Here is a 21,354-nt window from a genome sequence, read left to right on the forward strand (position 1 = left end):
CAGCCGCGCGGGCTTCCAGCGCCAGCCGAGCACGACGAGCGCCGGCACGGTGCCGATCATCACCGCCTTGTCGTAGTCATTCATGTGTTCGTTGTAATGCACGAACGCATGGCCTGCGCACGCCACGAGTGCCAGGGCGAACAGCCAGTCGATGACCGACAGGCGCGCGAGGAACGGACGGTCGTCGCCCGGCCCGCACGCGCGAACCGCGGCCGGCGCGCGAAGTCGTCGGGGCAGCCGATACAGTGACGCGGCAACGGACATCATGCCGCCGCGGGACGATTGAATGGCTTTCATGAGCGTCACCAGGATGGAACCATCGGATGCAAATAAAAAGAGGCGCCCCGCCCCGGGGGAGACGAGACACCTAAACGATCGCCGCCGGCGCCGCTCGTCTGCCCGCCCCGCGGCACCTGCCGCATGTGACGCCGGTTCGGCGCCGGCGGCTCATTGCTCGGCCGACGGGCTCGCCGGGCTCGCCGGTGCGTCGGCTTCCGGCGGAAACGCCTCGACATAGGCCGCGACCGCGCGCATGTCCTGTTCGGTCATGTTCGCGCACACGGACTTCATGATCGCGCCGCGTGGCCGCGTATCGGTTTCCCGGAAAACCCTCAGCTGCTTCATCACGTAGTCCGCGTGCTGGCCGGCGAGCCGTGGGAACCCGGTCATGCCCTCGCCATGCTGGCCATGACACCCGACACAGGCCGACACGCCCTTGTCCGGCAGTCCCGACACGAAGATCGCCCTGCCCGCGTCGAGCAGCAAGCGATCGCCGACCTCGCCGAGCACCGCCGGCTGGCTCGAGAAATAATCGGCGAGCTGCTCGATCTGCGCATCGGTCAGATGCGTGAAGCCCCACATGTAGCGCTTCGCATTCGGATCGGCGCGCGCGTGATGCTTGAAGTCGGTCAACTGGTCGACGAGGTATTCCTTGCGTTGCCCGGCGAGCTTCGGAAACATCGGCGATACCGACACGCCGGTCGCGCCATGGCAGTTCGAGCACACCTGCAATGCAATGGTCTTGCCCGACACGGCCGAATTGTCGACTTCCCGCGACCGCTCCAGGTCGTGACAACCCGATGCCGCCAGCACCAGCGCAAGCCAAGCGAAATGGGTCACCTTGTTCATGTCAGCGCTCTCCCTGCCGCAATGTCCGTCGCCCCGCCGGGTGTCAGAATGAAGCCAGCCATAGATAGATGAACAGCGTGTCGTTGTCCCTTGCATTGCGTCCGTTGCCGTCGTAGTTGGTCGTCGCGCCGAGGAACTTGGTGAAGTGCGTGTACTGGATACCGATTCGCACGTGCTGATCAGGTATCCAGAATATTTCCGGCGTCCACCCCTGCGTATTCGGATGGAAGTTCGCGCTCGCCGCATAGGCGGCGCTGTCCGCAGTCCCCGTCGTATTGAAGAACGACAGGCTGACGCCGTACTTGGCCTGGTAGATGTACGACGCCTTGAGCCGCAACGAATTCAGGTTCGCCGCCGTGTTGTCGCTCACGACGAAGTTGTTCGGATCGTGAATGTTCTCGCGCACGTAGCGCGCCTGCGCGGTGATCGTGTGCGGCTCGAGCAGGTACTGGTATTGCGTGTCGAAACCGTAGTCGCGATAGCGCGTCACGCCCGTGCCGAAGATCGGGAAACTGTTCGGGTCGTTCGGATAGACGTTGACGCTCAGCCCGAACGCGCCGACCATCAGGCTGTGCGGCCCCCATTCGCGCGTCAGCGCGATGCGCGCATACGGGTTGTAGCCGCGCAGATAGACCTGCGGGTGATCCGGGTTGCCCGCGTGGTTGCCCTTGCTCAGGAACGACCAGATGCCGTCGGCCGTGCTGTAGGCGGTCAGCTCCGCATAGACCGTCTTGTTCCAGTACAGGTACCCGCCCATGCCGACGACCTGCATCGCGAGACCGCCCTCGATGATCGGCGTGACCGGAACGCCGGCCACCGGGCTGATCGCCGAACCGATGTACGGATAGCTCCAGGCCGGCGCGGTATTGAATACATCCTGCACGGTCGGGTTGTTGTGCAGCGTCAGGCCGAGGATCAGATCATTGGCCGGAGACATGATCCGGTCGACGAAGCGAAAGTCGGTGTTGTCCGATGCCCACCAGCCTTTCCATTTTCCGTTGGCATCCTGATGATCGTAGTTCGCATAGGTGAACTGTGCGAAGCCGCCGAGATGGTCGGTGATCTTCCCGGCGAGGAACACGCTCGCGAAGTCGAAGATCGGCAGGCCGTTCTTCGGCGTGACCGGATTGCCGCTGGCGTCGCTGTTGGCTCGCGTCTTGCTCATGTCGGCGACGGCCATCGCCGCGAGCGGAATCGTGCGCTCGCCCAACGTATAACCGTTCAGCTTGAACATGCGCCCGTACGGCGTCAGTTCGGGAAACTGGCCGCCGGCGTGACACGCGACACAACTTTGCCCGGTCTGGCGCGCGAAGATCGGCAGCGCCTGCCCGACGGACGCGTGCAGCAACGCGAGCGCCGCGACCACGATCATCCAGCCGCGATGCGCCCAGCGATGACGCGTGTCATGCCCGACAAGAAACGTTGTCATGGCGGTTTCCCTCCTCACGCCGTGTGGCCCGCGCTGCGCCGGAACGTCGCGCGATGCCTTCATTGTGCGAAGCGTACGCGAGACCCGGCATGGGGAGACTTCCTCCATTCGCGGTCTGATTCCTACTCCATCTCGACGCGCGCGGCCGCTCAGGGAACGATCCAGCCTCCGTCGGCGGCAAGCTTCGCCCGATCCGGCCCGGCGAACCGCGCGATATAGCCGCCCTTCGACGCGAAGCGCTGCCCGGGCGCGAGCGTCAGGCGCGGGTAGTAGCCGGTCAGGATGCGACGTTCGAGCATGTCCTCGATGCGCTCGACGAGATACTCGCCCACGAACGCATCGACCAGATGCTTCAGCGTCTCGGCGAGCAGGCCGCATGCGAGATACGTGTCGGCCTGCACCTGCGGCGCGACCATCGGGATGTGCCGGATCGTGAACCAGCCGAACGCGTAGTCGACGCGCACGCGCCGCCCTTCGGGCAAGTCGAACGGATAGGCGACGCGCGTCACGCCGCGCCAGCGCGTCGGCAGCGGCGTGCTGTCGAGCCCGCCGAGCAGCCCCGACATGAACACCGTATCCGCCGCGGGCGGCACATGCTCGAGCGCCGCGAGGTCGGGCGGCCGCAGCCACAGCACGAGCGCATCGTCGCGCGGCATCCCGTGCAACGCATGTGCGACATCCTCGTGAGGCGCAAGCGCGCGATTCGACACCGCGATGCCGTGCGCCTTCAGCGCGGCGGCCAGCGCCTGTGCGCCCCGCTCGCCGTTGTCGCCCGCGCGATAGACCTGCCTGACCGTCTTCACCGGCCGCGCACCGGCTTCGTCCAGGATGCGCTTCGCGATCAGGTCCGACTCGAGCAGCACGCCGCGCGAGAAGTACACGGAGTAGAAATCGTGATCGGTCTCGACCGGTACCTCGACGTTCGGAAACAGGCACGGCACGGCCTCCTGTTCGCAGAAGTCGTGAACGGGCGCCCAGTTCCTGCCGCCGAGCCCCGACACGACGGCCAGCACCGGCTGTCGCGCGAAATACTGCCTGAGCTGCTCATGCCACGTGTCGGGCGGGCCGGTGAGCGACCACACATGAAGCTCCCAGCGCCGATTGACCATGAACATCATCTTTCGCGTCGAGCGCAGCGGCGGCGTCGCGCCGAACGGAAACGCGTTCTTGTCCACGAAGTAGTGCTGCAGGACGTCGAGCATGCCGGCCCGCTTCACCGGGTCCGCATCGGGCGTGACGATCGTCGCGAAATGCAGCACCGTGTCGGTCACGCCCGACGGCCGGCGGCGATCGAGGCGCTTCAGATAGGCCGTCAGCGCAGCCATGTCGGCATCGCCGAGCGCGTACTGCGGCATCAGCCTGCCGAGCGGCTGGCCATCCGGGGCGGTCCCGTCGCGCACGGCCCGCGCGAGCCGTTCCTCCGTGTACGGTTCGCGATCGGTGCGCATGCCGGCAACGTACGGGATGTCGAGATCCTCGGCGGTTTGCGCGCGCGGATGCGCCAGATAGCGCCACGTGATCGGCGGGACCGTGTTGTTGCCTTCCTTCGAACCGAGGCCGCTGCGCCGGTGGCAATTGATGCAGGCGGCCGCCGCGCCGCGCAGGCGCACGCCGTCCGGATGCACGGCTTCGAGCGGCGCGCCCGAACCGAGGATGCCGCGCTGGTAGATCGCCTCGCCCGCGTCCGCCGGCGCGACGGGCACGGGCACGGGCGCGACCGGCGCGACGGGCTCGGCGGGCGCCACCTCGTCGCAGCGCGCGTAACCGGCGGGCGCGCACAGCGCGGCCAGCAACATCCAGCGCGCCAGCCGGCGGCTCACGGCAAGCGGACGCGCCGCCACGAGGACGCGCAGCCGCTGCCGGATACCGTTCATGGCCGTGCCGTCGGCAGGCCGGCACGCGGCGGCGCCGGCGACACGCTCGCATCGATCGCGACCGAACGGCGTCCGCCCGGCGACGCGGGCCGCGTGAAGATCGCATCGTCGAGCGGCGGATTCAGCGACACCTTGTCGATGACCAGCGTGTCCCTGTTCGGGGAAGCCGCCGCATGGCTTTCGATCCTGAACGGGATCTGCAGGCCGTCGACGCCCTTGAAATCGCTGTAGCTCACTTCGACGGTGACCAGGCCGCGCGGGCCGCGCAACTGACGGTCGAACTTCACGTCCAGGAACGTGCGGCCATCGATCCACACATGGCGAACCGCGCCGGAAGGCAGCGTCACCGCGAGGCGGTATGCATCGTGGCCGCCGATCTGGTCGACCCCTTCCAGCGCCACGCCGACGCCCTTCGCGTCGTGATCGATCAGCGGCCCGTCGATCACCTGCTCGTCACGCGCCGACCTGATCTCGTCGCCCGAATACGGCCGCGGACTCGCGCCCAGCTTCCAGCCTTCCCTGCCGTCGAAGACGCGCACACTCTTCTCGTTCAATACCGTCAGCTCGAAGCGCGTCTTGTTCGGCCGCTTCATCGCGAGGACGAACGGCATGTCCCGCACGGGGGCGTTCGCGCTGTCGACATGGCCGAACCAGACCATCGTCCGGACCTTGCGCCATGCGTCGAGCCCGCCCCGCGCGGCGACATTCTTCTCGACGATCTGGTCCGCGGTGAGACCCTGCCCCGGTACCTGCTTGCACGCGCACAAGGCTGCCGCCATGCAGGCGGCGAGCACCCACGATTCGATTCGCTTCATGGCCTCGGTCCTCGCCCGATCGTCCGGCTAGCGGCTCGACACCCTGGCCGCCCCGAGCTGCGGCTTGCCGAACGACGCATCGTCCACCGGCTGATTCACCGCCACGTGATCGATCGTCAACTTGTGCGTGCCCTTCACGCCGGCAACGGCCGTCTCGAGCGTGTGCGGCACGACGACTCCCCCCTCCTTGCGGAAGTCGCGGAAGAACACGGAGACGCCGTGCGTCCTGCCGTCGAGCACGCGCGGCTCGCCGTCGATCTTCAGCTCGAGGAACGTGGCCGCATCGATCCACACGCGACGCTCCGCGCGCTCTTTCGTCGTCACTTTCAACACGTAGGCGCGATGTCCTTCCACCGTTTCCGAGCCGATCAGCTGAACCGTGCTGCCCTTGCTCGCGTAATCGACGAGCGGCCCGTCCAGTTCCGCGGACTGCGCCGCCGACTTCGCCTCGGCCGGCGTATAGGGCTCGACTTCGTCACGGCCGAGGAACGGCCGGACTTTCCAGCCCTGCGCACCGTCATAGACCTGGAACGCCGTCTGCCCGTTGAAGCGGACTTCGAAGCGACTCTTGTGCGGACGCTTCATCGTCATCACGAACGGCAGCGCGGTGTTCTTCTTGCCGCCGGCCTCCATCAGCCCCGACATCGTCAGCGTGTTGACCGTGCGCCACGCTTGCAGCCCGCCGCGCGCCGCCACGTTGCGCTCGACGATCTGCGCGGCGCTCGCTTGCCCCGCCGATGCCGCCTTGGCCTGGGCGGTGCCTGCCGCCGAGGCCGCGATCGAGTCGGGCGCCAGCGCAAGCAAACCCGCCAATGAGACCGCCCCCATTGCTACCGAAAGAAACCGGGTCATGAGTCTTCTCCTGTCCCTGTGCCGCGCATCGCGGCCGCATCGTCATTCGACCAGCAGCCCGTCGATATGCAACGATCCGATGATCACGTTCACGCGTTCGCCGACCTTGACGACGTTGCCCTTGTTCGAAAACACCATCCAGTATTCCCGGCCGGCTTCGAGCCGGCCGCTTTGCCGCAACTGGCCGACCTTGTCCATCACCGGCACCTCGAGCAGCGCGTGACTCGTCTGCCCGTACAGATACGGAGTCGCGCTCCTGTCGGCTAGCCGCTTCGCCGCGGCCGGATCGGTCACGCGGTAGCTGAAACGGATCAGGTTGTCCGATGTGATGCGGTGCACCTTCAGGTTGTCGATCCCCCTCGTCATCATGTAGTAGGTTCTCGCGCGCCGCGGAAGGTCCGGCCGGTATGGCGAATGCTTCGCACCGGCGCCGGGCGTAGCGGGCGCGCCCTGCTGCGCCGCGGCCGGCTCTGCGACGGCTGCGGCGGCGAGACAGGCGGCGACGGCGTAAAGCGCCGCTCGCCTGCACGGCAAACGTGAACGGTTCATGGCCCCCCCTTCAAGGTCGATTCAGCGCCGCGCCGAACCCAAGCGGATTGTTTGGCAAGCCGCCCACGACACCGGCCGGCGCGGTCGGCGCCGCCAGCGGAGCGATCGGCAGGCCGCCCACGGCGCCGGCCGGCACGTTCGGCACCGCGAGCGGAGGGATCGGCAGGCCGCCCACCACGTCGGTCAGCACCGTGCCGAGCGCCAGCGGATCGATCGGCAGGCCGCCCACGATGCCGGACGGCAGGAACTCGACCGCACCGATGTCGTACTTCCCCTGTTGCGGACGCGTCGTGCCGAAGAAGTCATGATTCGGCGCGCCCGCCTGCGTTCCCGCGTTGATCGCGGGCGAACCTGCGCGCGGCGAGTAGTTGCCGAGCAGCACGCCATACCCGGAGCCGCCTGACACGATCGACATGTTGAACAGCGACAGCGGGCCGTACGACATGTTGATCCACTGATTGCCCTCGTCTGGCACCGCCGACGGCAGCAGGCTGAACAGCGGGTTCGGCAGCACCGTGTCCGAGATGCCGGGCGGCACCGCGAAGCCGTTTCCGCCTCCTTCCGGCGGCACGCGCGCGCCATTGCAGTACTGGCTCACGACCGACGGGTTGGCCCCGCTGTTGTTCGCGCCCGGGTAGTCGCCCGCATCGGTCAGGATCGAGTACTGAGGGCTCAGCGTGAGACCAGACTGATGGTTGCTCGGGCCCGTGTCGCCATATGCACCGATGTCCCAATAGACCGCGTGCGGATCGCAATAGCCCGTCGCATGCCCGGCCTGGTTCAACGTCGGGTTCAGCGCAACCGTGTTCTGCAGCCCGGGTATGTTCGGATTCACTCCGGACACCGTGATGAAGAACGTACGGTTCTGCCAGAACACGTTGTTGGTCAGGATCGGGTTCGAGAACGTCGTGCAGTTCGGCAGACCCGCCGGACACGCGACGCCGGGCGCGGTGAACGCGGCGATGAAGTTCGCCGTATGCCGCGCGGTCTCGAGTCCGGCCGGCTGGTACGTCGACGTCGTGATCGGATTGCACGTCGTTTGCGCGCCGACCGTGGTGCAGTTCGGCGGCCCGACGTTCGCCTGGGTGGCCGCATCCGTGTTGAACAGCACGCCGGCGGACGCCGTCGCGTCGTTCGACATCACGGTGTTGTTGACGAAGCTCACGCGCACCGCGTCCTGCAGCGACACGCCGCCACCGCCCCAGCCCGCCACGTTGTTCGCAATGATGTTGTTGATCACGCGAACCGTGTACCAATTCGCCGCATTGTTGGGGCTGCGCTCCACGTCCGTGCCGTTCACCTGCTGCAGCCGCAACCCGCCGCCCTTGCCGCTCTCCGCCGTGTTACCCATGATCAGGTTGCCGTCGATCACGAGCCGCGGCCCGATACCGTCGGACAGTTGCGGTGCGCAGTCCACGTCGACCGTCGAGTTTTCGCAGAAGGTGCCATCCGGCGGCACGCCCTGGGCGATGATGCCGCCGCCGTAGGTGGGCAGTGTCGGGTTGTTGCTCTGGTTGAACAGCACCCAGTTGTGCGAGATGTCGCCGGCGTAGCTGAAGCCGAAGTGCGCGACGCCTCCGCCGTCACCGCTGCTCATGTTGCCGCACACCCAGTTGTAGTTGAAGTGATAGTTGTCGGCGCCCGAGCAGAACACCACGCCGCCGGCCGACGACGGCGTGCTCGAATTGATTTCGTCGCCGTACGCCGCGTTCGACGTAACCGAGTTGTGATGCACGTTCACGGCCTTGTTGAAGCCGAACGGAAGCTGGGTGATGCCGTCGGCCGCGATCGTGCCGTCCGGTACCTCGACCTGGCCGACCGAGATACCGCCGGAAAGCGTGCCCGCGTTCGCGAACACACGGTTGTTCGACACCTCCATCAGATGGTTCCAGCCGTGCAGGAAAATCCCGCCGCCGCCTTGCGAACTGTTCGTGACCGTGATGCCGTCGATGCGCGACGGATTGCACAGGAAGTTGCTCGGGTTATTCCGGCAATCCGGCGGGTTCGGCTGGAACCGCGTCGGGCCCGTGAGCGGCACGCAAATGCCGTTCGCGGTGCAGTTCGGGTCGGGTTGCGGCACGCCGCCCACCAGCACGTCCCGCACGCCCTTGCCGAGCACCGTGATGCCCGCGCCTTCGTACGCGCCCATCAGCGTCGGCTCGAGCAGCATTTCGCCGAGGTTGCCGTTCAGGTTCGAGTCCCACCCCACGGTCGGCTCGAACGGGATCGGGTCCACCTTGCGCTGCATCGCCGTCGGGCACGTGTACGTGCCGGTCGGATCGAACGGATTCGATGCCGAGATCATCGCGCCGTTCATTGCGACACCGAACAGGCAGTCGACCTTCCTGCGCCACGCGTCCATCTTGCCCGACGGATGCGTGTTCGCGTTGATCACGACCGATGGGGCGCCGACGCCCTGCAGCCGCACCGGCTTCCACATCACGACCATTTCGTTGTAGGTGCCCGGACCGACGATGATCAGGTCGCCCGGGGTCGCGTTGTCGATCGCGGTCTGGATCGCGTCGTTGGTCGCGTTCTCGCCGTTCACGTAAGTGGGCGCCTTGCCGCCCACCGTCACGGTGACCGTATCGATCGTGTTCTTGCCGCTGGCGGTCGTGACGACCAGTTCGCCGCACGACGCCGGCGTCAACACGCCGCGCTGGTCGACGGTGCAGCTCGAGCCGATCAGCGGCGTGACGACGACATGGATCTCCGAGTCGGTCCACGACTGCACCGAAGCTACGTGGCCGCCGATCGTGACCTTCCCTTGCGTCGCACCGAAGCCATAGTGGCGCTTGACGAATTTCTGGTTGAACGGCGCGGCGGTCGCGGCTGGCCCGTTGTACGCGTTGTTCGGCACGACCTGGTCGCCGAGCGCCTTGATCGTCAACTGGTGACCGACCGTGCTGACCCACGGGCCCGCCCCTCCGCCGCTCGAGTCGCCGGTCACGCTGGCGATCGCGGGCGTGCCGTCCGGGTACGCACAGTCAGGCGGGTTGTAGCCGGACGCAAACGCCTGCACCGGCACCACCGGCGTGTCCATGTACTGGGTCTGTCCGGGCATGAACGGGATCTCGTAGCAGAACTGGCTGTATGCCGGGTTGAACATCGGATCGCGGATCGTCTTCCCCGGATGCGCCGGGTCGGGCATGTCCGGATCGTTCATGCACGCGACCATCATCGTCGGCGCGTAGCCGGTCGGGTTCGGCGGGTTGACCTGCCACGTCGAATAGTTCAGCCCGTTGAAGATGCCCCACGAATCCGAATACGTACGCGCCACTTCATTGCCGGCGAAGTCCTTCATCGAGATCGGCACGTTCGGCACCGCGAACTTCTCGCCGAACTGCGGCGAGTACGGATCGAACTCGGACGAGAAGTCGTCGAGCATGAAGCCGGTGTAGTGCGCGGCGACATGCGTCGAGCTGAACAGCCAGAACTTCGCGAGCACCGACATCTCGTTCGTGAGCGTGACTTCCTTGCGGTCGCACAGGTGCCGCGAGGCACCCGCGAACGGCGCGACCTCCTTCGAGCCCGGGAACAGGCTGATGTAGTCCGGCACGATGCGCAGCGCGCCGACGCACGGCCAGAAGGTCTCGACACTGCCCGTGTCGCCTTCGTGCCGCGGTGTCGAACCGAGATCGGACGTCGGGTTCTGCGCATTGTTCGGGTTGAAGGTCGAATTCATCGCCGCCTGGTCGGGCAGGATGAAGATGTTGCCGAGGCCGCCGAACTGCTGCGTCACCGGGGCGATGTAGTTGTCGCCGATCAGGATGTTCTTGTCCTCCTCCTTCACGAGCTCGTAGCCCGGCGGCACCACCACCTCGACGACGTATTTCCCGGTCGGCAGCATCTTGGTGCCGTCGCCCGACGGATTCGCCACGCAGATCGTGCAGTTCGTGCCCGTCGGCAGGCCCGTCGACGGATCGCGCGTCGTCACGCTCGGGAACTGGTACATCCCGTCGTAGGGCGCCGGCTGCACCTGGTTGAACGCATGCATGCCGTCATAGCACTTGAACTGCGAATTCGCAGGCAACGCGCGATGCGTCGGGTCGAGCCACTGAGGGCTGTTCTTCAACGTATAGAAGAACGGGTCGCTCGCCTCCTGCCCCGGGCAGTTCATGTTCGGAATGCCGTCGGAGCGGAAGCCCTGCGCCCAGTCGTCCCAGCTGCTCGTCTTCGTCGTGTCGACGAGCGCGAGCGTCGTCGTACCGTCCGTCGCCGTATCCTCCCGGTACAGGTTGACCGTCACGTTCGGAATGTTCGGCGTCCAGCTCGTGTGAATCAGCAGCGCCGGGTCGTCGAACGGCCGCGTCGACGCGTAGATCACCTCGCCCTTGATGCCGCCGTTCTCGGTCGGCCCGTACGGCTTCTTGCCGAACTCGATGAACGAATTCTGGCCGGAGAAGCCCTGCCAGCCTTCGGTCGTCACCCACGGCGGATCGATCCGCGCGGTCGACGGGTTCGTGCCGGACTGGTCGGTGCAGTCCGCGTCGTTGCAATACTTGGCGCCCGGCACGCGCAGGTTCGTCGGCAGATGCGCGGTCGAGGATTCGATCGTGTTGGCGAAATTCGCCGCGATGTTCGAGTTGCCGCCGCCAGGCGTGCCGTCGACCGGGCCGCCCGCGTCATACACCACGTGCACGCCCGTCTGTTTGTAGCGCGTCGTGTCGGCTTCGGCCACGTACCAGTTGAACAGCGGGAACACTTCGTTGAATCCGGCGAAGCCGTTCAGGTCCGTGTTGTTGAAGTTCGAATAGCTCCCGTCGCGGAAACGGATGTTGGTCGGCACGAGCGTGAGCCCGGGCTCGCTGTCCTGCGACACCCCGTCGCCGTTCTGGTCGAAGAAGGTCCGCGTGTACAGATTCGTGTGCCACTGCAGCACGGGGATATCGCCGAGGTCCTTGGACTGTCCGCCCTTCAATTGCGTCGCCGTCGCCAGCCCGTCGACGATCTGGTCGTTCCACTGATCGAAGACCGTGATGCGGAACGTGCCGTCGGGCAGGCCGCTGATCTTGAACGTGCCGTCGGGATTGCACTTGGTAAAGGCGATGTCCTCGCCGTCGGTATCGCCGACGCTCACGTAGCACTGCGTGAAGCCGAGCGAATCGCGCGAGCCCGAGCCGTACAGGTTCTCGTTCGGCGGACGGCTGTAGTGCAGATTCGTGATCCGGCCGGCGACCGAGTTGTTGCAGATCGCGCCGGCGCATACCACCGGCAGCCGGTCGTTGATGATCTTCGGATTCGCGAAGCCGATCGACACGTGGAAGCCCGCGGGCCCGAACTCCTGGAAGTACGACGGGCCGCCGACCTTGATGAACGCGTCGTGCGCCTTCTGTCCGTCCAGCGTGTTGGTCTGCAGCCATTCCTCGCCGCGGCCGGTCCGGTCGGCGCCCGGCGTCGCGACGACGCCATAGCGTCCCGGCATCAGGTTCGCGATGACCGCCTGGCCGACCAGCGGCGACAGCGTCTTGCCGTCGGACTCGTACTTCGGGCAGGTCGGGATCATGCCGACGAGGCCGTCGGTCGACGTCGTCGAAATCGGGCAGGCGTTCAGGCCGGTGGAAGGATCGACGGTGCCCTGCAGCGAGTTCGACAGCGGCATGTTGAACATGTCGTAGGTCATCTGCCCGGTGGCGTCGCCGGTGCCGCCGGCATCGTCGAACAGCTTGATCTCGAACCCGCCGAGACCCGGCTCATGCGCGCTGCCGAAGCCATCGTTGCCGCCGCTCACGTCCACTTCGCCGTTGACGGGCGCGTCGTCCTCGAACACGAATACCGAGATCTTCGCGGTCTGCAACGGCGTCTCCTGCACGAGCACGTTGACGTTCTTCTGGGCCGGCGCGATCGGCGCGCCGCCCATCGTATGGCCGCAGGTGCCCGTGCCCGGCGCGAAATCCGCGCCGCCGGGGCCCGACGGGCAATCCTTTGAAATGTCGAACTGCCGCATCGCGCCGGTGGGGTTGTTCGGATCGACGGGTTTCGGGGCGCCGCCGCCATTCGAGAAACTGTTACCGGCATCGCCCGGCAGGATCGAGATGTAGTAGTGCTTGGTTGGATCGAGCGACACCTGGCTCGGGTCGACCGGCACCTGCTGCGCGGCACTCGTGCGGCATGCGCCGTCGCCGATGTCGCACACCGCGGGCACGTGCGTGTTGGTGGCGGGATCAAACACCGTCTGCCCCGACTCGCACGCAACCGTGCCGACGCAACCCGCCGCGACCACCGGCATGTAGCTCGTATGGAAGCTGGTGCCGAGACTCGGCACCGGCAGCGGCGGACAGTTCGCGGGGCGCGGTGTCGTGTTCACCTGGCAGGCCGGGTCGATCTGGAACGTGCGGTCTTCCTCGATGATCCAGCGGTAGTCGGTGAGCTGCACGGGCGTCTTGCCCGGTGCCGTGCTCGGCCCGTCCAGCACCTTCACGGCGAGCCCGCTGCCGCCCTTGAACGTGACGGCAACGTTCGCCGGGGCGCTCGCCGTGTTCTGCGAGTTGACCGCCGTATACTTGAAGGTCACGCCCGCGGTCGCGGCGCCGACGGGCGGCGCGCTCGGCGTCACGGAGAACGAACCGTCCGCATTCAGCGTGACGGTGCCGCCGCTGACGCTGCCCGGCACCACTGCCGCGGTGAGCGGCAGGCCGCTCGGGTCCGTGTCGTTGACGAGCACGCCCGGCGCGCCGATCTGCAGCCGCGACGCGATGTTGCTCGTGTAGCTGTCGTCGTGAGCGACCGGCGGCCCGGACAGGCAGCCGGCGGCTTGCGTGCACGCGGCCAGCGTCACCGTCGCGGTGACCGCGGGATTACCGTTCGCCTGGTACACGAAGCTGTCCGACGTCGCACCGGCATTGGGCACGTAGCTGAACGTGCCGTCCGGGTTCAGCGTCACCGTGCCGTTGGCCGGCTTGGTTACGAGCTGCACGCCATAGACGCCGACGTCATTGGCGATCACCCCTTTCCCGGGGTCCGCCACGGTCAGCGTGTTGCCCGCCACGAGGAAGTACTTGTCGGGATTGGCGACGACGTTCTGGCCGCCTCCGCCTGCCGACGGAAGCGCGCCGTTGTTGATGCTGAGATACGCCTGCATGCCGCCGTCGCGCTGGTTGTTGGTGGACAGGCTCAGTTGCCGGTCGAACACCGGCAGCGCGGGCGCGTTCAGGCCCGGCGCGGTCATCATCACGTCGTAAGTCTTGCCGGCCGCCAGGAACACGGACGACTGCACGCGCGGATTGCCGGGCAGCGGATTGCCGTCCTCGGCGACGAGCGTGAAGCCGGAGACCGACGGGTGCCCGCTTTGCGCGCCGACCACCGACGGCACGTGCATCCGCAGGCCCGCGTTGACGAAGCGCAGCAGCACCTGGCCGGTCGACACGGAAGCCCTTGCGGGGAACGACGAGCGGTCAGGATGCGTACGATCGAAAGCGACGCCGTTGATCAGGTAATAACGCGGATCGTAGTTCACGGCCGGCGGATAGCAGGTGCCGAACGATGAGGAGTGAGAATCCCCGCAGCCACCGGAAAGGCCGGACCATACCTTGGTTTCGCTGAAGCCGCTCTTCACCACGGCCGCGGCGACCGCGGCGTTCTGCACCGGATCGATTTCGCTCAGCACGAGCGGAATGTCGGCATCGTATGGCACGCCCGGATAGGCGACCGGTCGCGACGTTGCGGACGCCGGCGGCGTGCGCACCACCAGCACGCCGTAGAGGCCCATCGGCCCCTGGATCGACGGATGGGAGCCCGATTCGATCAGGTAGGTGCCGGGGCGCAGGTTGTTCCACGTCAACGCCGTCGTCGCGCCGTGCGCCACTTCGGTCGAGAACGACTGAACCCGCGGCCCTTGCGCGGGCGGCGTAAACGTCGCACCGCTGCCGGTGCCGGCGATCGGCCAGGTCGTCGAGGTCTGGGTCGGATGCACGGGGCTCGGGGTCGACGTCGCCGTCTTGCCGAGACCGCCGCCCAGCTGGCCGACGATCACGAGCGACGTCGGCACGGAGGCCGGCAGACTGTTCGTGAGGTTGATCGTCAGCGACGCGCCGGACGGCACGGTGATCACCACCGGCGACCAGCCCGTTCCGGCGCCGGGATTGGCCGCCGCACAGGTGGCCGGCGCCACGGCGGCCGCCGAGCACGTGTAGCCCCACATCGGCACGATCTCGCCGTCGGGCATCGTGGCAGTCACGGCCTTCGCCGTCAGGTTCACGGTCTGGGCGAGCGATGCCTCGCTCGCTGCCAGCAGCATCGACGCGGCGAGGCTCGCCTTGGCCAGGCGGAGAAACGTCGCCTTGAACTGGATGAATCGCATTTCCGTTCTCCCCGCCTCTAGTTGCCTTCGTTGATCACGAAGACTTGTGGATCGACGAGCATCATCATCATCATTCCGCCCGGGAAGATGTTGTTCGTGGTGATCTCGCGTTCATTGTGCGAATGCCACATGAATGCAAAGCCCGCTTCGCTTCCCGGCGGATTCGCGATCGTGCCGCTCGGCGGCGTCGTGCCGGTCGGCGAGGTCGCGCGAATCGTCGCATCCGGTCCGAGATAGGGACTGCCGCCATACCACGCACCGTTCGTCAGGATGTGCGAGTCGGGCAGCGTGACCGGTCCGCCGCTGCCGACGTTGCCGAACGGATGCGCTTCGAGCGCCTTGTTGTGGTCCGCGCACCATTCGTAGTAGTTCGGCGCCGTCGGGTCAGCGGTGTAGTAGCCGTTCGCATCGGGAATGCAGACGCTGCCGTCGCCGGGCTTGTGCCCGTATACGTCCCAGTTGAGCCCCTTGCCGGTCCAGTAGAAGATGCCGTCCAGGGTTTCGCCCGGCGTCGTGGTCGTGGTGAACAGCAGCGGGCCCGCGACCTTGGTCGCGTCCGTCTTGGCAAGCAGCAGGTTGCCGTCGCGCGCGAGCACGCGGACGTGATTGCCGTGCTCGTGGAACGGATGCTGCCAGCGGCCCGTGCCGATGATTCGCAACAGCACCAGCTCGCCGGGGTGCATGTGCGGATTGCCGTTGTAGGGCTGATGCGGATACTGCATCGCATAGTTCGGATCCATGTCGTCCGGCATCGAGCGGCCGTTGATCATGAAGTACGCGGGATGATAAGGCTCGGTCTCGACGGTCATGCAGCCCGTCGGCAGCGTGCACGTCTTCGCGGCCTCCTGCTCGGCCTGCGTATGGATGCGCGGATCCATTTCGGAGAACTGAAAAAGATACTCACGGTCGTAGCACGCCGAAACATGGTTGTATGCCGCCGCCGCGTTGCGGTAGTCCGGCTGGCCGTCGGGCAGCGTCGCGCCGACTGCGCGGCATCCCGCCGGCACGGCCAGCACGCCCGGCGCCGAGGTCGGCAATACGATGATCGCGCCATAGAGGCCCATCTCGATCTGCAGGTCGCCCCGTGTGCCGCTGTAGTAGGCATGCGTGCCGGGCGTCGCCGCGACGAAACTGTAGGTGACCGTGTTGCCGTGCGACGCCTCGCGCGTGAGCAGCCCGGGCACGCCGGTGAGCGCGGCCGGACACGAGCCGTCGGGATTGAGCGCCGCCGCGCACACCTGGAATCCCTGAAACAGGATCGACGTGTTGCCCGCGGCCGCGGGCAGGTTGTTCGTGAGCGTCACCGTGATCACGTCGCCCTGCCGCACGATCAGCGTCGGCCCGGGAATCTGCATGCTCGGGCAGTTCGCCCCCGTGATGCCCGCCGGCGAGAATCCCGCCGGCGCCGTGCGGCAGCCGTAGCCCCACGAATAGACGCTCGTGCCGTCCGGCTGGCTGATGCGGCTCGCTTCCGCGCTCAGGTCGAAATGCGTGCCGGTGATGCCCGGCGCGGCGGCCAGAACCGGCCCGCAGAGCAATGCGGCAAGCATTGCCACGGCGAGCCGTACGAGCCGTCCGGCACCCGTGCACATAGCGGTCCGGATGTCATGAGTGAAGTGGCCCACGATATTTCTCCTAGATGCAGGACTTCGTAGCCGGGTTGAGCGCGGCCGGGCAGATGCGGACCTCCGTCATCAGCCCCCCGAAGTTCTCGGCGTCGTTCGACAGGTGATCGAGATTCGGCGTGTAGAGGTAGTAGACCGACCCCGGCGCGTACTTCGTCGTGTCGCTCGCATCGAGAATCACGTCGATGGATTCGCCGCCGCCGAGCGTGATCGAGTTCGTGTAGTAGGTCATGTCGTTGCCGGCCATGTCGCGCAGCAACCGGGCGTTGACGCCGATCACGTGCATCCTCACGCCCAGCGACGCGAGCGTCTGGAATTCGGTGACGTCGAGATCGGAAATCCTGAGCAGCGCGCGGCCGCCGGCCGGGATATTGATGATGGTCGGCAGCGGCTGGGAAACATGGGCCGTGCCGTCGGCCACCGGGGTCTGCATCGGCCCCTGGGTCACCGTGTCCGGATAGCTGCGCCCGTTCAGCATGAAGTACTTGTCCTTCATGTCGGTGAACGGTTCCGGGTTGAACGTCATCCCCACGAAATGGAAGTTCGGATCGAAGCCGTGGATCTGCACCGGATACTCGACGTCGTATGCAGTCGAACCGTCGCCGTCGTTGTACGCGTAGAGCGTCGGCTTGCCGCTCTTGTCGTTGACGTGCAGCACGCCATTCGAAGGCGGCAGCGGCGTCGAGCACAGAATGTCGTTGCCGCACCGCGTACGAAGATCGCCTTGCTGCGCCACCAGCGCGGCGTACAGCGAATGGCCGGACGGCACCCGGTTCTGGCGCGGCCGCACGAAGATCTGGCCGACCATCCCCATCTGGAGGTGCTCCGGCGGCGTGATGTGGCAGTGCCAGAAGTAGGTGCCGGCATCGGGCGCGAGATAGTAATAGGTGAAGCTGGCGCCGATGTTGATCGCCACCGACGCATCCGGCACGCCGTCATAGAACGACGACGCATTCGGATAACCGTGGAAGTGCACCGTGTGCTGCTCGAACAGGTCGGGGCGCATGATCATGCCGACGTTCGTGAGCGTCAGGAAGAACTCGTCGTCCTCGTCGATCGCCATCTCGGGCGCCGGCATGTTGCCGTTCATCACGCCGATGTCCATGATCGGGCGCGGATCCACATGGCCGGTCAACTGGCCCGGCGGCGACGATTCCGGGTCGGGCACGAGGCCGACCGCGCCGTTGTAGGTCGGGTCGGTTCTCGGATCGCCGACCGTGTTGAACACCGATGCGAATTCCGTACCGGCGCGGCCGGCCTGGATGTCGGCAATGCCGGACAACGGGCCGAAGGCAAACAGGTACGTCTGCGTGCCGTCGGCCATGGTGGCGTACCCGTCACCGCCCGAGATCTGCTGACACTTGATGGCGCCGTTGACGATACCGGTCGGCGTGGAGTTCAGCCCGGTGAAGGACGGTCCGGTGTAGGCGGGTTCCGCACCGCCGGCCGGCAGCGCCGTCGGATGGGACGGCGTGGTGAACGGACATTGAACGCGAAACGTTTGGGCAAACGAGGGAACGGCGCACATCAGGAGCAACAGTGCCGCCACACTGCTGCAACACGCGCGGGTACTGAACATATGACCTCCATCCAAGGGGTCCGCCAGCGACACGCGCTGGACGTCATGCTCTGCTGCAGACGCGGGCCGCGAAGCTTTCACGGCCCGTACCGGCATTCTGCGGACGCGCGCGCAAGGCCGGGATGGGTCACCCCCCTACTTTTGCATAGGGGGTCCCCGGCGAACGGGGAGCATCATTTGCCGCACGATCGGCGCACACCGCGCGGGCATGCCGGCGGCGCGGCCAGTCGATGATCGAAATGACGGAAACGAGGTCCGGCGCCGAACGACGCGGCGATTCGGGGGAGGATGGCTGGCGACGCGGTAGACTTCGCTGTGGCGCAACCGCGGCGTTCAGGCCCTGATGGCGGGCTTGCCGGGCTGCAACAGGAAACGACGGGCAAAAAAAAGCGCCACGGAGACCGTGGCGCTAAAAAAGTTCTAGCCATTCCGAGGGCCGTGCTAGAACCTGAGAGACTGCGCGAAACACCGTTGCCGGTTAAACTCCTGAAACGATGTTTCGAAAACGTGAGACATTCTTTCCGTTTCCGCCCGACAAGTCAAGCGGTATTTGCACCGGTTTGTTCACTTTCCGGCAATGCTCATTTGAGCACTTTCCTAATAAACCAAGGGTGAACCCGTAAAATCGCATCGAATGAACGATTCACCCATGGAACATGCATCTTTTGACAATCATCCTACAATACCAACAAAATGAAATCGAGTTTCGGAAATAGAGAGAATCCCTCGTGTCGACATCTGTAACGCCTTCCGCGCCCCGAGACCGCGAATCGTCGCCGGACGAGATCACCGCGCTCGCGCGCGGCCTCGCCGTGCTGCGCCGCATCGCGGCCGCCGACGCCCCGGTCAGCAACCGCGAGCTGACCGAATTGACGGGCATCCCGAAACCGACCGTGTCGCGCATCACGGCGACGCTCGTCAGCGCCGGCTTCCTGTTCCAGCTGCCCGACAGCGAGCGCTTCGTGCTGACCGCGTCGGTGCTGGAGCTGAGCCACGGCTTCCTGCGCAACTTCGACATCCGCGCGCGCTCGCGGCCGTTCATGATCGAACTCGCCGAGCGCACGTCGCTGTCGGTGCACCTCGCGGTGCGCGACCGGCTCGACATGGTCGCGATCGACGTGATCCGGCCGCGCTCGGCCGTGCTCGTCACGCGCCTCGAGATCGGCTCGCGGATGGACATCGCGCGCACCGCGGTCGGCCGCGCGTATCTTGCGGCGCTGGAGGACGACGAGCGCCGCACGCTGCTCGACGCGCTGCGCGCGACGGCGGGCGACGACTGGCCGCACGTATCGGCACGGCTGACCCCCGGCCTCGAGGACGCGATGCGCGCCGGCCACGCGATCGCGATCGGCGAATGGCGCGAAGGGCTGAATGCGGTCGCGGCCGGGTTCGTCGGCCCGTCGGGCCAGCGCTATTCGGTGAACTGCGGCGGCGCATCGAGTCAGTGCCCGCCCGAATGGCTGCAGGAACACGTGGTGCCCGCGCTGCACGAGTGCATCGCGAAAATCACCCGCGAGATCGGCGGCGCGCCGGCCCGGCGCAGCGCCGTGTAATCGATCCGTCATCGCCCCGTCGCGTTCTGTAACGACCGTAACCCGTTGAAAGATAGACGACTGGACTGTAACGGGGACGGGACGTAGGATCATGCCCATCGTCGCGCCGCATTCGCGGCGCGCACCGCTCTTTTCTTTTTCCGCGCAGACCGGAAGGGCCCGGACCGAGCCGGCCTTCCGGCACCGCATGCCCCTGCGCCGCCCAGGCCCGTTTTCCAGCCCGGTTTCGAGCCCGTTTCCCGGCCTGCCGAGCCGTCTTCCTGACAGAACCCGATGGACAATCAACAAAAGCCCACGCCCCCTTCGAAGGATCCCGCCTCCCCCGCCGCGCGCCGACCGCGCCGCACGCTGGTGATCGGGACGCTCGCGGTCGTCGTCATCGGCGGCCTGCTGTGGTGGCACCCGTGGAACCGCACGCAGGCCGACGCGCAGGCGGCGGCCAGCGCGGCCTCCGGCGCGAGCGCAGGCGGCGGCCATCGCGGCCGCGGCGGCCCCGCCGCGATGGCGAACGTTCCGCAACCGGTATCGGTCGCGACCGCGACGCAGGGCGAGATGCCGATCGTGCTGTCCGCGCTCGGCACCGTGACGCCGCTCGCGAGCGTGACGGTCAAGACGCAGCTGTCGGGCTACCTGCAGTCGGTCGCGTTCCAGGAAGGCCAGATCGTCAGGAAGGGCGACCTGCTCGCGCAGATCGACCCGCGCCCGTACCAGGTCGCGCTCGAGAACGCCGAAGGCACGCACGCGCGCGACTCGGCACTGCTCGCGACGGCCCGCCTCGACCTGAAGCGCTACCAGACGCTGCTGTCGCAGGATTCGATCGCGTCGCAGACGGTCGACACCCAGGCATCGCTCGTCAAGCAATATGAAGGAACGGTGAAGACCGACCAGGCGGCGATCGATTCCGCGAAGCTGAACCTCGCGTACGCGCGCATCACGGCGCCGGTGTCGGGCCGCGTCGGCCTGCGCCAGGTCGACCCCGGCAACTACGTGACGCCGGGCGACACGAACGGGATCGTCGTGATCACGCAGCTGCAGCCGATGAGCGTGATCTTCACGACTTCGGAAGACAACCTGCCGCAGATCGTCAAGCAGGTGAACGCGGGCCGGAAACTGTCGGTCACCGCGTACAACCGCAACAACACGGTGCCGCTCGAGACGGGTTCGCTCGCCACGCTCGACAACCAGATCGACACCAGCACCGGCACGGTCAAGCTGCGTGCGACCTTCGATAACAAGGAAGGGCTGCTGTTCCCGAATCAGTTCGTGAACGCGCGGCTGCTGGTCGACGTGATGCGCGATGCGACGATCGTGCCGACGGCCGCCGTGCTGACGGGCTCGATCGGCCAGTTCGTGTACATCGTGAAGCCCGACAACACGGTGACGGTGCGCAAGGTCACGATCGGCCCGGTCGACGGCGAGCGCACGAGCATCGTCAGCGGCGTCGCGCTCGGCGAGCGCGTGGTCACCGACGGCTCCGACCGGCTGCGCGAAGGCGCGAAGATCACGATCCCGGCCGACAAGCCGAAAGGCGCGTCGGGCGCGCACGGCGCCGGCGCGGCGTCCGGCGCATCGGGCGCGGCCGCCCGCCGCGGCGGACACAAGCACGGCGCGTCGCAGGCAGCGGCCCCCGCGGCCCAGTAACGCGCGGGCC

At 66.7% G+C, this 21,354-nt stretch carries 11 protein-coding genes and 1 pseudogene; 2 read left to right on the forward strand and 10 right to left on the reverse strand.

Going from position 1 to position 21,354, the window contains the following annotated elements; genetic code table 11:
• From DID98_RS16850 to DID98_RS16895, 10 genes and pseudogenes are all read right to left on the reverse strand, one after another.
• Window positions 1-264 (reverse strand): annotated as a pseudogene (locus tag DID98_RS16850) (c-type cytochrome biogenesis protein CcsB); the annotation flags it as partial.
• 183 nt (window positions 265-447) lie between these two features.
• The gene (locus tag DID98_RS16855; protein WP_124571051.1) at window positions 448-1,128 is read right to left on the reverse strand and encodes a cytochrome c; all 681 of its coding nucleotides are present in this window, start codon (window positions 1,126-1,128) and stop codon (window positions 448-450) included.
• Window positions 1,129-1,171: 43 nt separating this feature from the next.
• On the reverse strand, window positions 1,172-2,557 hold the full coding sequence (locus tag DID98_RS16860; RefSeq protein ID WP_185640860.1) for a cytochrome C: 1,386 nt from the start codon (window positions 2,555-2,557) through the stop codon (window positions 1,172-1,174).
• A gap of 149 nt (window positions 2,558-2,706) precedes the next feature.
• Window positions 2,707-4,431, reverse strand: coding sequence for a c-type cytochrome (locus DID98_RS16865; protein WP_185640861.1), 1,725 nt, complete (start codon window positions 4,429-4,431; stop codon window positions 2,707-2,709).
• On the reverse strand, window positions 4,428-5,246 hold the full coding sequence (locus DID98_RS16870) for a hypothetical protein (RefSeq protein WP_124571052.1): 819 nt from the start codon (window positions 5,244-5,246) through the stop codon (window positions 4,428-4,430). The genes DID98_RS16865 and DID98_RS16870 overlap by 4 nt, the downstream gene beginning before the upstream one ends.
• A gap of 27 nt (window positions 5,247-5,273) precedes the next feature.
• Window positions 5,274-6,098, reverse strand: coding sequence for an outer membrane lipoprotein-sorting protein (locus DID98_RS16875; protein ID WP_409362340.1), 825 nt, complete (start codon window positions 6,096-6,098; stop codon window positions 5,274-5,276).
• A gap of 42 nt (window positions 6,099-6,140) precedes the next feature.
• Window positions 6,141-6,467, reverse strand: a complete 327-nt coding sequence (locus tag DID98_RS36640) for a hypothetical protein (RefSeq protein ID WP_373558746.1) — start codon at window positions 6,465-6,467, stop codon at window positions 6,141-6,143.
• Window positions 6,468-6,657: 190 nt separating this feature from the next.
• Entirely contained in the window at window positions 6,658-14,946 is an 8,289-nt protein-coding gene (locus tag DID98_RS16885) for an Ig-like domain-containing protein (RefSeq protein WP_185640862.1), read from the reverse strand.
• 17 nt (window positions 14,947-14,963) lie between these two features.
• Window positions 14,964-16,496 carry a multicopper oxidase family protein gene (locus DID98_RS16890; RefSeq protein ID WP_260428084.1) on the reverse strand — a complete coding sequence of 511 codons (1,533 nt, stop codon included), beginning with the start codon at window positions 16,494-16,496 and terminating at the stop codon, window positions 14,964-14,966.
• 85 nt (window positions 16,497-16,581) lie between these two features.
• Window positions 16,582-18,150: a multicopper oxidase family protein gene (locus DID98_RS16895; protein WP_124487386.1), complete on the reverse strand. Its 1,569-nt coding sequence runs from the start codon at window positions 18,148-18,150 to the stop codon at window positions 16,582-16,584.
• 728 nt (window positions 18,151-18,878) lie between these two features.
• On the opposite strand from DID98_RS16895, the gene DID98_RS16900 reads away from it, so the two are divergent.
• A complete protein-coding gene (locus DID98_RS16900) occupies window positions 18,879-19,703 on the forward strand; it encodes an IclR family transcriptional regulator (protein WP_124571054.1) in 825 nt (274 codons plus the stop codon).
• Between the two features lie 273 nt (window positions 19,704-19,976).
• Window positions 19,977-21,344, forward strand: coding sequence for an MdtA/MuxA family multidrug efflux RND transporter periplasmic adaptor subunit (locus DID98_RS16905; protein ID WP_124487388.1), 1,368 nt, complete (start codon window positions 19,977-19,979; stop codon window positions 21,342-21,344).
• The last annotated feature ends 10 nt before the right edge of the window (window positions 21,345-21,354 follow it).

Source organism: Burkholderia sp. Bp8984, from assembly GCF_003853755.1.
GTDB lineage: Bacteria > Pseudomonadota > Gammaproteobacteria > Burkholderiales > Burkholderiaceae > Burkholderia.